At 65.4% G+C, this 15,729-nt stretch carries 14 protein-coding genes; 13 read left to right on the forward strand and 1 reads right to left on the reverse strand.

Features of this window, described 5'->3' with window-relative positions:
• The first annotated feature begins 321 nt into the window (after positions 1-321).
• Positions 322-939, forward strand: coding sequence for a hypothetical protein (locus ABZ293_RS15020; RefSeq protein WP_355180836.1), 618 nt, complete (start codon positions 322-324; stop codon positions 937-939).
• 167 nt (positions 940-1,106) lie between these two features.
• On the forward strand, positions 1,107-1,790 hold the full coding sequence (locus tag ABZ293_RS15025) for a hypothetical protein (protein WP_355180838.1): 684 nt from the start codon (positions 1,107-1,109) through the stop codon (positions 1,788-1,790).
• A gap of 60 nt (positions 1,791-1,850) precedes the next feature.
• On the opposite strand, the gene ABZ293_RS15030 is transcribed toward ABZ293_RS15025, so the two are convergent.
• On the reverse strand, positions 1,851-2,147 hold the full coding sequence (locus tag ABZ293_RS15030; protein ID WP_354956080.1) for a hypothetical protein: 297 nt from the start codon (positions 2,145-2,147) through the stop codon (positions 1,851-1,853).
• Between the two features lie 295 nt (positions 2,148-2,442).
• Between ABZ293_RS15030 and ABZ293_RS15035 the strand changes: the two genes are divergently transcribed.
• From ABZ293_RS15035 to ABZ293_RS15085, 11 genes are all read left to right on the forward strand, one after another.
• On the forward strand, positions 2,443-3,678 hold the full coding sequence (locus tag ABZ293_RS15035; protein ID WP_355180840.1) for a glycosyltransferase: 1,236 nt from the start codon (positions 2,443-2,445) through the stop codon (positions 3,676-3,678).
• Positions 3,679-3,717: 39 nt separating this feature from the next.
• Positions 3,718-5,919, forward strand: a complete 2,202-nt coding sequence (gene helR / locus ABZ293_RS15040) for an RNA polymerase recycling motor ATPase HelR (protein ID WP_355180842.1) — start codon at positions 3,718-3,720, stop codon at positions 5,917-5,919.
• A 260-nt stretch (positions 5,920-6,179) separates the two neighbouring features.
• Positions 6,180-7,868 carry an enoyl-CoA hydratase-related protein gene (locus ABZ293_RS15045; protein ID WP_355180844.1) on the forward strand — a complete coding sequence of 563 codons (1,689 nt, stop codon included), beginning with the start codon at positions 6,180-6,182 and terminating at the stop codon, positions 7,866-7,868.
• 148 nt (positions 7,869-8,016) lie between these two features.
• Positions 8,017-8,391, forward strand: a complete 375-nt coding sequence (gene hypA / locus ABZ293_RS15050) for a hydrogenase maturation nickel metallochaperone HypA (RefSeq protein ID WP_355180846.1) — start codon at positions 8,017-8,019, stop codon at positions 8,389-8,391.
• On the forward strand, positions 8,349-9,170 hold the full coding sequence (gene hypB, locus ABZ293_RS15055; protein WP_355180848.1) for a hydrogenase nickel incorporation protein HypB: 822 nt from the start codon (positions 8,349-8,351) through the stop codon (positions 9,168-9,170). Before hypA ends, hypB begins: the two co-directional genes overlap by 43 nt.
• Before the next feature lie 91 nt (positions 9,171-9,261).
• Positions 9,262-10,317 (forward strand): hydrogenase expression protein HypE, encoded by a 1,056-nt coding sequence (locus tag ABZ293_RS15060; RefSeq protein ID WP_354956092.1) that lies wholly within the window; start codon positions 9,262-9,264, stop codon positions 10,315-10,317.
• 12 nt (positions 10,318-10,329) lie between these two features.
• A complete protein-coding gene (locus ABZ293_RS15065; RefSeq protein WP_355180850.1) occupies positions 10,330-12,126 on the forward strand; it encodes a nickel-dependent hydrogenase large subunit in 1,797 nt (598 codons plus the stop codon).
• Between the two features lie 26 nt (positions 12,127-12,152).
• Positions 12,153-13,070 (forward strand): NifU family protein, encoded by a 918-nt coding sequence (locus tag ABZ293_RS15070; protein ID WP_355180852.1) that lies wholly within the window; start codon positions 12,153-12,155, stop codon positions 13,068-13,070.
• Complete coding sequence (locus ABZ293_RS15075; RefSeq protein WP_355180854.1) at positions 13,067-13,702, forward strand: DUF5947 family protein; 636 nt, start codon at positions 13,067-13,069, stop codon at positions 13,700-13,702. Before ABZ293_RS15070 ends, ABZ293_RS15075 begins: the two co-directional genes overlap by 4 nt.
• Positions 13,699-14,349: a DUF6084 family protein gene (locus ABZ293_RS15080; RefSeq protein ID WP_355180856.1), complete on the forward strand. Its 651-nt coding sequence runs from the start codon at positions 13,699-13,701 to the stop codon at positions 14,347-14,349. Before ABZ293_RS15075 ends, ABZ293_RS15080 begins: the two co-directional genes overlap by 4 nt.
• Positions 14,346-15,674, forward strand: coding sequence for a hypothetical protein (locus ABZ293_RS15085; protein WP_355180858.1), 1,329 nt, complete (start codon positions 14,346-14,348; stop codon positions 15,672-15,674). Before ABZ293_RS15080 ends, ABZ293_RS15085 begins: the two co-directional genes overlap by 4 nt.
• The last annotated feature ends 55 nt before the right edge of the window (positions 15,675-15,729 follow it).

Genomic DNA, 15,729 nt, shown 5'->3' on the forward strand with positions numbered 1-15,729 from the left:
GTCGCGGGACCAGGGTTGGTTCGTCCGCAGGTTGAAGCGTCGGGACCGGAGGCGATCGGTCCGGACACGCACCGCACATCGCGAGAGGCGCTGCCGCCGCAGTTCTTCGAACCCGCAGCGGAAGCCAGTGTGATCGGGGCAGGTGGCGACATTGCCGGACCGGTAGGTCCGGATCCCGATAGCACGCGGCTGGCGGCGCATCGGTCGCAGTCCTTCGACTCGGCCACGGGTGTACCGCATCCGCAGGTAGACAGTCGGGAGTCTGCGGGGTGGAGGCAGGAGTCGGCGGCCGAGGTGGCGGTGCGCCCGCGGAATTATGCCGTGACCGAGCCTCCGGCGCACCAGATTGCGGTGGAGATGGCGACTCGGCATGAGTTGGAGATCACTGGATTCCATGCGGCGCGGGTCGATATCTACGCGGTGCGGGAGATCGCGGCGGCCATTGATGACATGCTCGGAAAGTATCCGATTGCATTGCGGGGCATTGCGATCACCGATCTGGACGATGGTGTGGGTGCGGTGCGCGGGGGCTCGTCGGAGACGCCGCGGTCGGCGTCCCGGGCGATCTGGATGGTTCTGCATGGACCCACTTTGGCGACGCTGGTTCCGCCGACCGGCAATGCGCCGCCGCGAAGGTGGCTGCGCAGACGGCGCAGTGCCGACCGGCCGGTGTACGCGGCGGTTGTTCGCGAATTCGGTTGTGCCCTCGAAGTCGCGGGTGACTTTCGTGCGCGTCAGGAAGCGCAGCGCAGGTTGGTCACCGAATCCCTGCGTGGTGGTGCCGATCTCGCTTACAGCCCATTGGATCCGGGACCCGCATTGGTCGATGCGTTCACCGAGGTCGCACTCTACGGCGATCGTGCGGGGAAGTTGGCGAAGGCATTGCACGACATGCTGGTGAAGATGGCGGGAGCCGAGACCACCGATCTTTCGGCATAACCGCGTCGATGCCCTGCCCCCACCGCCGCGTGAGATCCTGGTACGGCGGATTCGAGTGAAAATCGGTGAGACCTCGGCCGAACGCGATCGAGCGGTCGATGCGGTCGCCGAGATCCTGCCGGACCCCGAATCCCCGTGACAGGTGCACAGTTCCGGGAGCCAACCGCATGTACGACCCCGATGAGGACATCAATCGGTTTCTCGCCCAGCAGGTGGGCTGGTCGTGGTTCGACGACCACCTGCTGTACACGTGCGGGGTAGTGCAGCTGCTGAGAACCGGACGGTTGCAGGAGTTGCCGCCGCGGCCGACCCGAATCAGGTTGGAACGAGGTGAGTTGCCGCTGGCCGAGGGACCCGCGGTGTGGTGGGAATGGCGCGCCGTCGGCGACGGCAGCTGGGACCGCAACCGGATCGCCGCCGCCGGGTCACTGGGCTTCGTGGCCGCGGCACATCTCGGCAATGCCGCGCTCAATCATGCGCGACGACGCCGAGCCGAGCAGGCCATGCAACCGCGGTGGGTCGCGGATCCGCCCGCCACCGTGGTCATTTCCGACCAGCGGATGTATTTCATCAACCCGCAGCAGTCCTGGTCGATGTACTGGTCGGGCTTGGATCAGGTGGATCTGCTCGGACCCGACCGCGTCGGCTGCAAATATGTCCTCGATGACGGCACCCCGGCCACGGTGCAGGTGCAATGCCCGTGGGCCGCACTCGTATTCACCATTGCGGCACATGGACACTTCCCGCACCACCCGACATTGCTGTCCGGCGCCTGGCTGCCCGAGGGCTTCGAGGAGAAATGTCACCTCGCGGGCAAAACATGCCCGAAGGTGCGCCATCCACCGCGATAGCGACCGGTCGGTCGTGCGAGAGGCCCCGGCTCCGCGCCGGGGCCCCGAGGACTCCTCGTACTAGGCGCGAAGTGGTGTGAGGTCACCACCGATGTGGGCATCGGATAGGAAATCGGGGAGGGTGACCGACAGCCTCGAGCTGACTTCTCCCAATCCGGACAGCAACGCCTGCACCGGCTGGTTGCCGGTAGCTCTGATCATCATCGGTCCGGGCTGCAACCCCTCGATACGTAGTCGGCATACGTAGCTGGAATCGGTCGATGAAAATGGCTGTGGCGCACCGACAGTAACCAGCACCGATCGGCCGCGTCGCTGAATCTTCCTAGTAACCAGCACTTTCCCAACCCCAGTGGTCATAGCGAAATCGTATGGCCTGTGTTGGGTTTCGCCTTCTGCGCATCGGCGTGTTCGAGATCTCGGCGTGTCCCGGCCGCGCTATCTCGCCGCTACCCCGGCTGGTGGCAGGTCTGCGCCCAACGCCCATGTGGCTTTGCGGGGAGATTGCTCGTGCACTGCGGACGATCAAGCGGAAGGAGCTCACCGACTCCCTTCCGTTACCAACATATAGCGCACCCCGGGGCTTGCGGCAAGACCCGGGTCATGCCGCAGAATCGCTGGCCGAGTCCAGAACCGGCGGAAATGGGAGTACCGAATGCGTGTGTTGTTGTCGACGTATGGGTCGCGCGGGGACGTCGAACCGATGGTGGCACTCGCGCTGCGGTTGCGGGCACTCGGCGCGCAGGTGCTGGTGAGCGCGCCGCCGGACTTCGCGGAGCGGTTGGCCGAGGTCGGTGTGCCCATGGTGCCGAGCGGCCCGTCGATGCGCGAGGTAACGAGCGGGCCGAAGAAATGGGAACCCGCGGACCTGCCGCAGCGGGCGGCCGAATTGGTCGCCGCGCAGTTCGACGCGCTCGCCGCGGCGGCCGAGGGATGTGCTGCGGTGGTGGCGACCGGGCTGTTCCCGGCCGTGGCCGCCGCGCGGGCCGTGGCGGAGAAACTGGACATCCACTTCGTGTATGTGAGCTTCTTCGCGACCATGCTGCCCTCGCCGCACCACCCACCGCACCAATGGCCGGGTCGGCCATTGCCGCCGGATGTCACCGACAACCGGGTGCTGTGGGACCTGAACGCCCAGCACATGAACGAGCTGTTCGGCCCGGTGGTCAACGCCCAACGGGCCTCGATCGGCCTGCCACCGGTGGACAATGTTCGCGATCACGTCTGCACCGACCATCCGTGGCTGGCGACGGACCCGGTCCTCGGCCCGTGGCAGCAGACCTCGGACCTGGAGGTGGTGCAGACCGGTGCCTGGATCGTGCCGGATGAGCGCCCGCTCCCGGCCGAATTGGTGGCCTTCCTGGATGCGGGCACACCACCGGTCTACGTGGGCTTCGGCAGCATGCCCATGCAAGCCGCGAATGACATCGCCCGGGTGGTCGTCGAGGCGGTCCGCGCACAGGGCCGCCGGGTACTCATCTCCCGCGGCTGGGCCGACCTGGCCCTGATCGACGATCAGGACGACTGCTTCGTCGTCGGCGAGGTCAACCAGCAGGCGCTGTTCGGCCGGGTGGCCGCCGTCGTGCACCACGGCGGTGCGGGCACCACGACAACGGCCACCCGCGCGGGCGCGCCTCAGGTGGTGGTGCCTCAGCTGGTGGACCAGCCGTATTGGGCGCGTCGGGTGGCCGACCTCGGCATCGGTGTGGCACACGACGGTCCGACGCCGACCACCGAGTCCCTGTCGGCGGCGCTCGCGACGGCCCTCACCACCGAGACCCGCGCACGAGCGGCCACCGTGGCCGGCACGATCCGCACCGACGGCGCGACGGTGGCCGCGCAGCTGCTGGTCGACGCGACCGCCCGAGAAAGGCCGCCCGTGTCCGCATGAACCACACGCCATTGTCGAGCCGGAGAATAGGGAGGGCACGTGCCAACTCAGGGATACGAAGACGAATTGCGGTCCGAGCGCAGCTATGTGGCCGAGCTCTACACGCGGCTCGATGCCGAGCGTGCGCGGGCGAAGGGCCGGTACAGCGCGGCGTTGCGCGGAAACGGCGGGGCGCTCGTCGAACGCGATGCCGAGGTGCGCGCGCTGGCCAAGGAGGTGAAGCGGCTGGACGTGGCCGACAACGGGTTGTGTTTCGGCCGGTTGGATAGCGTGTCGGGCGAACACTCCTACATCGGCCGGATCGGGCTTTACGACGAGGAGAACGAGTACGAACCGCTGCTGCTCGATTGGCGGGCGCCAGCGTCGCGCGCGTTCTACGTTGCCACCGCCGCGAGCCCGGAGAATATGCGTCGACGCCGCCAGTTCCACACCCGCGGGCGGCGCCTGGTCGATTTCACCGACGAGGTGCTCGGCCGCCCCGGTGGTGCCGAGCGCGGGGACGCGGCCCTGCTCGCGGCGGTCAACGCACCGCGCGGTGCAGGGATGCGCGACATCGTGGCGACGATCCAGGCCGAACAGGACCGGATCATCCGGCTCGATCACCCGGGGGTGCTGGTCATCGAGGGTGGTCCGGGCACCGGGAAGACCGTGGTTGCGCTGCACCGCGTCGCGTACCTGCTCTACACCCAGCGCGAGCGGATGGAACGCCACGGTGTGCTCGTGGTCGGGCCCAATCCGGCGTTCCTGAACCACATCGGCCGCGTGCTGCCGTCGCTGGGCGAGTCCAATGTCGTGTTCATGACCACCGGCGACCTCGTGCCCGGTCTGCGTGTCACCGCCGAGGACACCGCAGAGGCCGCGCGGCTCAAGGGCTCGCTGAAGATCCTGGATGTGCTCGCGGCGGCGATCGCCGATCGGCAGCGCCTGCCGGAACATCCGCTGCCGATCAAAATGGCGGATGTCACGATGCGTATCGACGCCGAAACCGCGCAGTGGGCCAGGGAGGAGGCGCGTGCCAGCGGGCTGCCGCACAATGCGGCCCGCACGGTGTTCCGCGAGATCATCACCTACGTGCTCACCGAACGGGCGATAGCCCGGATCGGCAAGGGCTGGCTGACCCGCTCGGACCGCGAGGCATGGGAACAGCTGCGGGCGGACCTGCTCGCAGAGCTCGCCGACAACGAGATGTTCACTGCCGCGCTCGACGCACTCTGGCCGGTATTGACGCCGGAAACCCTATTGGCACAGCTGTTTTCGTCGCCCGAGCGGCTGCGAGCGGCGGGCGCCGACGGGGCGCTGTTGCGTGCCGATGGCGCCGCCTGGACGGTATCGGACGTGCCGCTGCTCGACGAACTTTTCGACCTGCTCGGCCCCGACAAACCGGCCGACCGGACCGCCGAGCGGGAACAGCAGGCCCAGGCCGAGTACGCAGCCGGGGTGCTGGACCTCATGATCAGCCGCGAGGACCACATGGACGATGAGGACCATCTGTTCGCCCAGGACCTGCTCTACGCCGAGGATCTGGCCGATCGCTTCCTCGAACGCGACACCCGTGAACTCGTCGAACGCGCTGCTGCAGACCGGGATTGGACGTATCGGCACGTGGTGGTCGACGAGGCCCAGGAACTGTCCGAAATGGACTGGCGGGTGCTGATGCGGCGCTGCCCGAACCGATCCTGCACAGTGGTCGGCGATCTCGCCCAGCGCCGGTCGGTGGCTGGCGCGACTTCGTGGGACACCATGCTCGAGCCGTACGTAGCCGGACGCTGGGTCTACCGGTCGCTGTCGGTGAACTACCGCACTCCGGCGGAGATCATGACCGTCGCCGCCGCGCTACTCACCGAGTTCGCACCCGGGGTCCAGCCACCGGAATCGGTGCGCGCCTGCGGCGTCCAGCCCTGGTCCAGGCGGGTCGCCGAGAACGAACTGTCCACTGCCATAGCAGAATTCGTACGGGACGAAGCCAGTCGCGAAGGCACCAGCGTCGTGATCGGACCACCCGGTGTGCCCGGCACGGTAACGGCATCGGAGACCAAGGGCCTCGAGTTCGATGCCGTCCTCGTCGTCGAACCGGAACGAATCCTCGCCGACGGTCCACGCGGCGCGGCCGAACTCTACGTCGCCCTCACCCGCGCCACCCAACGCCTCGGCGTCCTCCATCAGGGCCCGCTACCGCAGGCCTTGACCGGACTCGCCGAATACCGAACACCCGGTCGGGCCGTAACCCAGCGGTCGACGTAGCGATTCGCGCACGGCTGCCCCGCTGAACTGGAGAGAAAGAGGACCGCCAGCATGGCGCTCGGCGGCCCCTTTTTCTCCGGTGTTCGTGTTGACGAGTGCGGGAGCCGTGTTCGTTCCGTTGCGGGCGGTATCGGGTGTGCGTGTCGGTGCGGGGGAGTGATCGGTAGCGAGTACAGTCCCGATCCGCATGGGTTTTGCAAGCCGTCTCGTCACCACTATGGATCGTCGTGTACCAGAGGCTGTGCAGGAGGGCTCACGCAATGTCTCAGCGGGTTTTGCTGCTCAGCAGCGCCGAGAACGGGCTTACCCGGCGCGCTGCCGCCGCGCTGCGCAGAGCGGGACGGGTGGTGCGGACCGAAGTTGTCGCCGGTGCCGGTGAGATGGATGCCGCGGTCGCGCGCGCGGATTTCGATCTCATCATCTGCCCATATCTGAAATCTGCCGTCCCCGAGCACATCACCAGTCGCTGGACAACTCTGACCATCCATCCCGGTCCGGTCGGCGACCGTGGTCCGCACTCGCTGGATTGGGCGATAACGAATGCCGAACCGAGGTGGGGTGTTACGGCGCTCACCGCCGTTGCTGAGCTGGACGCGGGCCCGGTCTGGGCATTTCGCACGTTCCCGCTGCCCGGCGGCCGTACCAAGAGTGCCCTGTACAACACTGTCGTCGCCGATGCTGCGGTGGAATGCATTCTCGAAGCCGTCGATAAGGCATCCGATCCCCGATACGTGCCGGTCGATCAGGCGGACGCGCCGCGAGAAATTCGCGACGCACGCCCCAGACCGGCGATGCGGCAATCCGACCGGGCCATCGACTGGGCCGATGATGCCCACACGATCGCGCGCCGGATCAACGCCGCGGACGGCTCCCCGGGCGTGCTCACCACGCTGCACACCCATCCCGTTCACGTGTACGACGCCCATCCCGGGAAACGCCTCGGCCACATCGGCGAGCCAGGAACTATCGTCGGTCGTGCGCACCACCGCATCGAGATAGCTTGCGGCACGGACACACTCTGGATCGGCCACCTCCGCGCGAAAACCGCTTCGGACGGCTGCAAGGGCCCCGCGACCAATGTGCTGCACCGGATGGGCTACCCGATCCTGACCGTTCCGCGAAACACCGCGGCCACCGTCGGTGACATCCACTACCACCGTGAAGGTGCCAGCCCGATTGCGACTATCACCATCGATGCCTACAACGGCGCGTTCGATACCGTCTTCTGTCTGCGTCTCGCCGACGCGATCCGGCACGCGGGACGGGAAGGCACCGACGTGCTCATACTGCGCGGGACCGACAACCCGCACTGGTGCAACGGGATCCACCTGGGAGCCATCGAACATGCGGTCGAACCGGCCCGCGAGGGCTGGGCGAATATCACCGCGATCAATGCCGTATGCCGTGCGTTGCTGGAGTGCACCTCGCAGGTCACCATTGCCGCACTCACCGGCTCGGCAGGTGCCGGTGGGGTGATGCTCGCCCTGGCCGCCGATATCGTCGTGGCCCGGCAGCGCGTCTTGCTGAATCCGCATTACGCGACGCTCGGGCTCACCGGTTCCGAGCTGCATACCCTTACCCTGCCCCATCGGGTCGGGCCTGATCGTGCCCGTGAGCTGCTCACCGATTGTCCGAGCCTCGATACCGTCGAGGCGCACCGTTCGAATCTCATCGATCGTGTCGGTCCGGACCGCGAATTCGATTGCTGGCTCGACGACCTCGCCCAGGAGTACTGCCGTCCCGCCGTGCGGGCTGCCGCCATGCAGGCCAAATGGGCCAGGCTGAATATCGATCTGCCGCCCGGCCGAATCGAGGCGATCCTGACCGAGGAACTGGCGCAGATGTCGGCCGATCTCTTCGGCGACCGGTACGGATTCGCGGCACGGCGCCATGCCTTCCTCCGCAAAATCCCGCAACCTGCTCCGGTCCGGGTGCCGCGTGAGGTCTGACGCCCGGCACCGGCATTGGATGCTGCCGGGTTGCCCAAGGTCCGACAATATTGCCCTGGTCTATTGCAGTTTCGTCGATTTCCACCGCAATATCGATTTGCTTCGGAGTAGCCTCGGAAGAGTTCTTCTCGACGAGAGATGAGCCGCGATGCATGAGATGGCGATAACCCAGAGTGTCATCGATGTGGTGAGTGAGCATGCGGCGGGCCGAATGGTGCACAGTGTCACCGTCGAGGTCGGTGCATTGTGCGCCGTCGTGCCCGACGCGATGCAGTTTTGTTTCGAACTGGCAGCAGAGGGGACCCTCGCAGAGGGGGCGCGTCTCGATATCCGCACCGTTCCGGGCAGCGCACATTGCCGGGCCTGCGGTGCCGATTTCACGCTGTCGGATCTGATCTTGTGGTGCGCATGCGGCAGTTCCGATGTCGAGATCAAGTCCGGAATGGAGCTACGAATACGATCCATGGAGGTGAGTGACGCATGTGCGCAACCTGCGGATGCGACGAACATTCGGCCGGCGTGATCACTATCCCGCATGAGCATCCGCATCAGCACCCGCACGGAGACGAACACGTGCACGACATTGAACACGGCGGGGATCATGTACATCTTCCGGTCACCGACACGGTGACCCTCGAACAGAAGGTGCTCGCCAAGAACGACCAACTCGCACAGCAGAATCGAATACGCCTCCAGGAGCGCGACATCTTGGCGCTCAATATGACGAGCTCGCCAGGGGCTGGAAAGACCACGCTGTTGGTGCGCACGGTCACGGAGCTGCGCGAGCTGCCGATGGCGGTGATCGAGGGCGATCAGGAGACATTGCTGGATGCCGAGCGGATTGCCGCGGCCGGTTGCCGTGCCGTGCAGATCAACACCGGCGCCGGTTGTCATCTGGACGCGGAGATGGTGCGGCACGCGCTCGATGTCCTCGACCCGGAGCCGGGAACGGTGTTGTTCGTCGAGAATGTCGGAAATCTGGTCTGTCCGGCCTTGTTCGACCTCGGTGAGCACGGCAAAGTGGTGGTTATCTCGGTGACCGAGGGTTCCGATAAGCCGCTGAAGTATCCGCACATGTTCGCCGCCGCGAGCCTGGTGATCGTCAACAAGATCGACCTGCTGCCATTCGTCGATTTCGATCTCGACCAGTGCCGCGAATATGCGCATCGGGTCAATCCGGGGCTCGAGTTCATAACGCTCTCGGCAGCCACGGGTGAAGGCGTTTCGCGATGGTACGAATGGCTTTCCGAACGCCGCCGGACCGTGTCGAGCCCTATTGAGGGCACTCTGCGGCAAGCCTAGACTTACGTGATCAGAATCACATTAGCGGTCGGTTCTTTGTCGAGACAAAGAACGCGACCACATGTTATTCGCTTCAGAAGGGTGGCTGACAATGCCGACTCAGGAAGCAGTCAAAGCCGAAGATACGTTGATCCATGTTCTCTGGATCAACGCCGGCCTCAGTTGTGACGGTGATTCGGTGGCGCTGACTGCCGCTACCCAACCCAGCGTCGAGGAGATCGCACTCGGAGCGCTTCCGGGCCTGCCGAAGGTTGCCGTCCATTGGCCACTGATCGATTACGAATGCGGCCCGACCGGGGGCGCCGATGACTTCCTCGAGTGGTTCTTCAAGGCCGATCGCGGCGAAATCGAGCCGTTCGTCCTGGTCGTCGAGGGTTCGATCCCGAATGAGCGACTCCACACCGAGGGTTACTGGTGCGGGTTCGGCAATAACCCCGAGACCAACCAGCCGATGACGACCAGCGAATGGATCGACCGCCTGGCCCCGAAGGCCACCGCTGTCGTAGCCGCGGGGACCTGCGCCACCTACGGTGGCATCCACGCCATGGCGGGCAACCCGACCGGCGCGATGGGTGTGCCGGACTATCTCGGCTGGGAGTGGAAGAGCAAGGCCGGGATCCCGATCGTCTGTGTGCCGGGTTGCCCGATTCAACCGGACAACTTGTCGGAGACGTTGACCTATCTGCTCTATATGGCGACCGGTCAGGCGCCGATGATCCCGCTGGATGAGTCGCTGCGGCCCAAGTGGTTGTTCGGCGCGACCGTCCACGAGGGTTGCGATCGCGCGGGCTATTACGAGCAGGGCGATTTCGCCACCGAATACGGATCGCCGAAGTGCATCGTGAAATTGGGTTGCTGGGGTCCGGTAGTGAAATGCAATGTGCCCAAGCGCGGTTGGATCAACGGCGTGGGCGGCTGCCCGAATGTGGGCGGTATCTGCATCGGCTGCACAATGCCCGGATTCCCGGACAAGTTCATGCCGTTCATGGACGAACCGCCCGGTGGCAAATTGTCGTCCGCCGCTTCGGGGCTGTACGGCTCCGTCATACGCAGCCTGCGGCACATGACCGCTCGCACGGTCGACAAGGAGCCGGGCTGGCGGCACAAGGGCGACAAGCTGGTATCCGGCGCGACTCGGACCTGGTAGGAGGACCTTACGATGACCGAGATCATCCCGCAGCCCTCACATCGCAAGATTGATCCGAACGCCCTCGTCGAGATGGCGTGGGATCCGATCACCCGAATCGTGGGCAGTCTGGGTATCTACACCAAGATCGACTTCGAGAATCGCGAGGTGGTCGAGTGCCACAGCACGTCCTCGATCTTCCGTGGTTATTCGATCTTCATGCGCGGCAAGGACCCTCGCGACGCCCACTTCATCACCAGCCGAATCTGCGGCATCTGCGGTGACAATCACGCCACGTGTTCGTGCTACACGCAGAACATGGCCTACGGCGTCAAGCCACCGAACCTCGGCGAGTGGATCGTCAACCTCGGTGAGGCCGCCGAATATATGTTCGACCACAATATCTTCCAGGAGAACCTGGTCGGTGTGGATTTCTGCGAGAAGATGGTTTCCGAGACCAACCCCGGGGTGTTGACGAAGGCGGAGCGGACGGAGGCGCCGCACGCGCGGGACCACGGATATCGCACCATCGCCGACATCATGCGGGCGCTCAATCCGTTCACCGGTGAGTTCTATCGGGAGGCCCTGCAGGTCAGCCGCTATACCCGCGAGATGTTCTGCCTGATGGAGGGCAGACATGTGCACCCGTCCACGCTGTACCCCGGCGGTGTCGGGACGACGGCGACGATCCAGTTGATGACCGACTACATGTCCCGGCTGATGCGCTATGTCGAGTTCATGAAGAAGGTCGTGCCGATGCACGACGATTTGTTCGACTTCTTCTACGAGGCGCTACCCGGGTACGACCAGGTGGGGCTGCGCCGCACGCTGCTCGGCTGCTGGGGTTCGTTCCAGGATCCGGAGTTCTGCAACTTCAACTATAAAGATATGGAGCAGTGGGGCCGGAAGATGTTCGTGAGCCCGGGTGTAGTGGTCGACGGAAAACTGCTCACCACCTCCCTGCTCGATATCAATCTGGGTCTGCGAATCCTGCTGGGCAGCTCGTATTACGAGGACTGGACCGATCAGGACATGTTCGTCAAGACCGACCCGCTGGGTAATCCGGTGGACCGGCGCCATCCGTGGAATCAGCACACCAACCCGAGGCCGCAGAAGCGCGACCTGGAGGACAAGTACAGCTGGGTGATGTCGCCGCGCTGGTTCGACGGCAAGGACCATCTGGCACTCGATACCGGCGGCGGACCGCTGGCCAGGCTGTGGACCACCGCGCTGGCCGGCCTGGTCGATATCGGCTATGTGAAATCCACCGGCCACAGTGTGCAGATCAACCTGCCGAAAACGGCGCTCAAGGGTCCGGTCGAATTGGAATGGAAGATTCCTGCATTCGGCAGCAATACGATCGAACGCAACCGGGCGCGCACCTACTTCCAGGCCTATGCCGCGGCGTGCGCCGTGCATTTCGCGGAGCAGGCTCTCGCGGAGATCCGGGCGGGTCGCACCAAGACCTGGGAAACGTTCGAGGTTCCGGACGAGGGGATCGGCTGCGGGTTCACCGAGGCCGTGCGCGGTGTGCTGTCCCACCACATGGTGATCAAGGACGGCAAGATCGCCAATTACCACCCCTATCCGCCGACGCCGTGGAATGCCAGCCCGCGCGATAGTTTCGGCACGCCGGGCCCGTACGAGGATGCGGTGCAGGGTCAGCCGATCTTCGAAGAGAACGACCGGGAGAACTTCAAGGGCATCGACATCATGCGCACCGTGCGCAGTTTCGATCCGTGCCTGCCATGTGGCGTGCACATGTATCTGGGCAATGGAAAGACGTTGCAAAAGCTGCATTCCCCGACCCAGACATTCACGCCGGAGTAACCCGAGTCGAACCGGAGGCACGCACTGTGAACGACCGCTCCGAAGTCCGGGACGACCCGGCCGTCGACGAGGATCGCTGGCGCAGCGCCGGCGATCGGATCGACACGTTGCTCGACGCCACCTCGGCCGGCGGCGCTGCCGCCCGGGAACGCGCCGAGCAACTGGTCCGGGAGGTCGTCGACCTGTACGGCGCTGGGCTGCAACGGATCCTGCGGCTACTCGACGACGATGCGATCGAACGAGTGGCCGACGACGAGCTGATCGCGAGTCTGCTGCTCGTGCACGGACTCCATCCGCACGATGTCGTGACACGGGTGCAGGCCGCACTGGACAGTGTGCGGCCCTACCTGGGATCGCATGGCGGCGATGTCACCCTGCTCGGGGTCGCGGACGGTGTGGTCCAGCTGGAGCTCACCGGGAGCTGCCGCACCTGCCCATCCTCGTCGGTGACGCTCGAGCTGGCGGTCGAGGATGCGGTGCGGGCGGCGGCGCCGGAGATCGACTCCATCGAAGTGGTTGCGGCTCAGTCGGATTCAACCCAGGGCGTGTTCCCGGCCGAATCGTTGATGACGCATATACATCCGCGCGGGCAGCAGGTCGGCAGCTGGATCGGCGTGCCCGAACTCGCCACGTTGGGTCCCGGTGAGGTCGGCGGGTTCACCATCGCCGGCGTGGCGGTGCTCGCCTGTCGGATCGGTGATGGGCTGTTCGTCTATCGCGATTGCTGTGCGGCCTGCGGGAATTCGCTCGCCGGGGCGGTACTGCACCGGCGAATGGGGTTCGCATCGGATGAAGCCGTGCTGCGCTGCCCGGTATGCCGGGCACACTTCGATGTCGTGCACGCCGGTGCCCGAATCGACGGCGACGGTCATCTCGAGCCGCTTCCGGTATTGGTCCGCGACGGCGAGCCGTCGGTTGCGCTTCCGGCGGAGGTGGTCGGGTGAATCCATCGTTCCCGGTGCTGCGGCGTCTCGCGGCGGCGCGACCGGCGACCACGCCGGTCGGGGAGCGGTGCGAAATGTGCGCGGACCCGATCACAGAGACTCACCAGCACGTGGTGAATATCGAAGGCAGACAGCTGATGTGCGTATGCCGCGGCTGCTATCTGCTGTTCACCGACAGCTCGGCGGCGCTGCGCTACCGGGCGGTGCCCGATCGGTATCTGGTTTTCCCGAATGTCACTGTCGGTCAAGGGGAATGGGACGCGCTGGAGATTCCGGTCGGCTTGGCGTTCTTCTTCCGCAACTCCACACTCGGCCGCACCGTCGCGTTCTATCCCGGACCGGCCGGTGCCACCGAATCCGAACTGCCGCTCGACCTGTGGAGCGCCATCCTGGAACGGCATCCGGAGATCGATATTCTGGCCGACGATACCGAGGCACTGCTGATTCGGATGCCGGAACGCGGCGCCACGTCGGGCTGCCTATTGCTGCCCATCGATGCCTGCTACGAATTCGTCGGACGGGTGCGAATGCTGTGGCGCGGGTTCGACGGCGGACGTGATGTGCACCGGTATATCGACGAGTTCTTCTCGGCGATGTCGTCCCGCGCGCGAGTTGCCGGGGGACCGCGATGAGCCCGGCGTACTCGATCACCTTCGCCGTACTGGATATCCGGCCGGAGCTGTACGCGGCGGCGCCAGCGCTGTCCGCCAGGGTCGGCATCGCAGCGCTGGCCGAGGAGCCGATCCATGCCATCGCGCTACGGGCGCAGGTGCGCATCGAGCCGAATCGCCGCTCCTACACCGACGAGGAAGCCGCGGGTCTGGTGGATCTGTTCGGTCCCCGTGAACGGTGGCATGACACCCAGCGCTCGTTTCTGTGGATGCACTGCGCCACCATGGTTCCCGGATTCAGCGGAGGCGCCGAGGTGGATCTGCCGCTGCCGGTTACCTACGACTTCGAGGTCGCCGGATCGAAGTATCTGCATGCGCTGCGGGCGGGCACGGTACCGCTGATCTTTCTGTTCAGCGGCACCGTATTCATCAAGGGCGCCAATGGTTTCGCGATCCAGCAGGTGCCATGGGATCGCGACGACAGATTCAATATGCCGGTATCGGTATGGCATGACCTGATGGGCGCGTATTTCCCGAATTCGGGTTGGTTGCGGCTGTCGCGGGAGACTCTCGACGACCTGTCGGCCTATAAATCCGGCCGTGGCCTGCTCGGCTACGACGATGCGGTCCGTGAACTGCTGGCCACCGACGCCCGGGAGGCACGATGAAGCTGGATGAGGCAGGCCGGTCCGCGCGTGCCCGAGCGCGCGCGGTGGCCGACTCGGTGCTCTACGAGGGGTATCTGCTCTACCCCTATCGGGCCAATGCCCGAAAGAACCAGTCCCGCTGGCAATTCGGCGTGCTCGGTCCGGTCGATGCGGCGGAATCGGGGTTGGGTGAGGAAGCGGGGCTGTCGGCACAGTGTCTCGTCGAGGCCGCCGACGGCGCCACGATCGGCGTCACCGTCCGGTTCCTGCAGTTGCAGCGGCGCACCGTCGAGGATGAACTCGGCGCGTCGGTGGCCGAGCTGCGGGTCGGCTCGCGGTCGTGGCTGAGCTGGGACGAGGCCGTCGAACAGGAACTCGATTTCGGGCCGTTTCCCCTGGCCGACCGCACTTTCCGGATCGTGGTCGAGGGCGGTATCGACATCGAGGAGATCGACGACGGAGTCGGAAATATCGTCGGCCGACTGGTTCGCACCCGGTGTCCGCTCGTCGGGGAACTGACCGTGACGGTGCACCGTGCGGACGGGTACCAGGGACTGACAATCGCGGTTCGCAATCTGGGTTCGCCCGCCTCCGATAAGGACGACGCCATCGCCCGTTCGTTCATCGGCGCGCATGTCCTCGCCGAAATCGAAGGTGGCGACTTCGTATCGCTGCTGGACCCGCCTGCGGAGGCGGCGGCCGCAGTGCAGCGCTGCTCGCATCATCGGTGCTTCCCCGTGCTGGCCGGGCCTCCCAGCGATCGGAGCCTGCTGCTGATCTCACCGATCATCCTCTACGACCACCCACAGGTCGCCGAACAGAGTCCGGGTCCGCTATTCGACTCCACCGAGATCGACGAGATCCTTGCGCTGCGCGTGATGACCATGACCGATGACGAGAAGGAACAGGCCCGCGCCACCGATGCGCGGGCCGCGGAGATCATCGACCGCTGCGACAGCATGACTCCGGACCAGCTGCAAGAGCTGCACGGGGAGCTGCGCGACCTGCGACAGCCACGAGTGCTGCCCGCGATCCCCGACGGTGTCGACTGGTGGGACCCCTTGGCCGACAATGCCGTACGTCCCGAGTCCGATGCCGTTGTCGTGGCAGGCGTGCTGGTGAGCAAGGGCAGTCGGGTGGTGCTGCGTCCATCTCGCCGCGCCGACGCTCACGACCTGTTCTACGACAGCATGGTCGCGCGAGTGACGTTGGTACACGAGGACGTGGACGGCGACGTGCACATCGGGGTTGTCGTCGAAGACGATCCCGCGGCCGATCTGCACGAGTGGTACGGGCGCTACCTGTATTTCGCTCCCGACGAGATCGAGCCGCTCGAGGGCTCATAGAGATGAAAGGAAGGGTCGATATGGAAACGGTAGGGGTGATCGCGACCGTTGTCGT

It is taken from the genome of Nocardia sp. NPDC005998, from assembly GCF_040614395.1.
Classification (GTDB): domain Bacteria; phylum Actinomycetota; class Actinomycetes; order Mycobacteriales; family Mycobacteriaceae; genus Nocardia.

Excerpts from the sequence above, each read along its gene's own strand:
- ABZ293_RS15025 (WP_355180838.1), top strand. The coding sequence starts at position 1,107 with ATGTACGACCCCGATGAGGACATCAATCGGTTTCTCGCCCAGCAGGTG.
- ABZ293_RS15030 (WP_354956080.1), bottom strand. The coding sequence starts at position 2,147 with ATGACCACTGGGGTTGGGAAAGTGCTGGTTACTAGGAAGATTCAGCGA.
- ABZ293_RS15035 (WP_355180840.1), top strand. The coding sequence starts at position 2,443 with ATGCGTGTGTTGTTGTCGACGTATGGGTCGCGCGGGGACGTCGAACCG.
- ABZ293_RS15045 (WP_355180844.1), top strand. The coding sequence starts at position 6,180 with ATGTCTCAGCGGGTTTTGCTGCTCAGCAGCGCCGAGAACGGGCTTACC.
- hypA (WP_355180846.1), top strand. The coding sequence starts at position 8,017 with ATGCATGAGATGGCGATAACCCAGAGTGTCATCGATGTGGTGAGTGAG.
- hypB (WP_355180848.1), top strand. The coding sequence starts at position 8,349 with ATGTGCGCAACCTGCGGATGCGACGAACATTCGGCCGGCGTGATCACT.
- ABZ293_RS15060 (WP_354956092.1), top strand. The coding sequence starts at position 9,262 with ATGCCGACTCAGGAAGCAGTCAAAGCCGAAGATACGTTGATCCATGTT.
- ABZ293_RS15065 (WP_355180850.1), top strand. The coding sequence starts at position 10,330 with ATGACCGAGATCATCCCGCAGCCCTCACATCGCAAGATTGATCCGAAC.
- ABZ293_RS15080 (WP_355180856.1), top strand. The coding sequence starts at position 13,699 with ATGAGCCCGGCGTACTCGATCACCTTCGCCGTACTGGATATCCGGCCG.
- ABZ293_RS15085 (WP_355180858.1), top strand. The coding sequence starts at position 14,346 with ATGAAGCTGGATGAGGCAGGCCGGTCCGCGCGTGCCCGAGCGCGCGCG.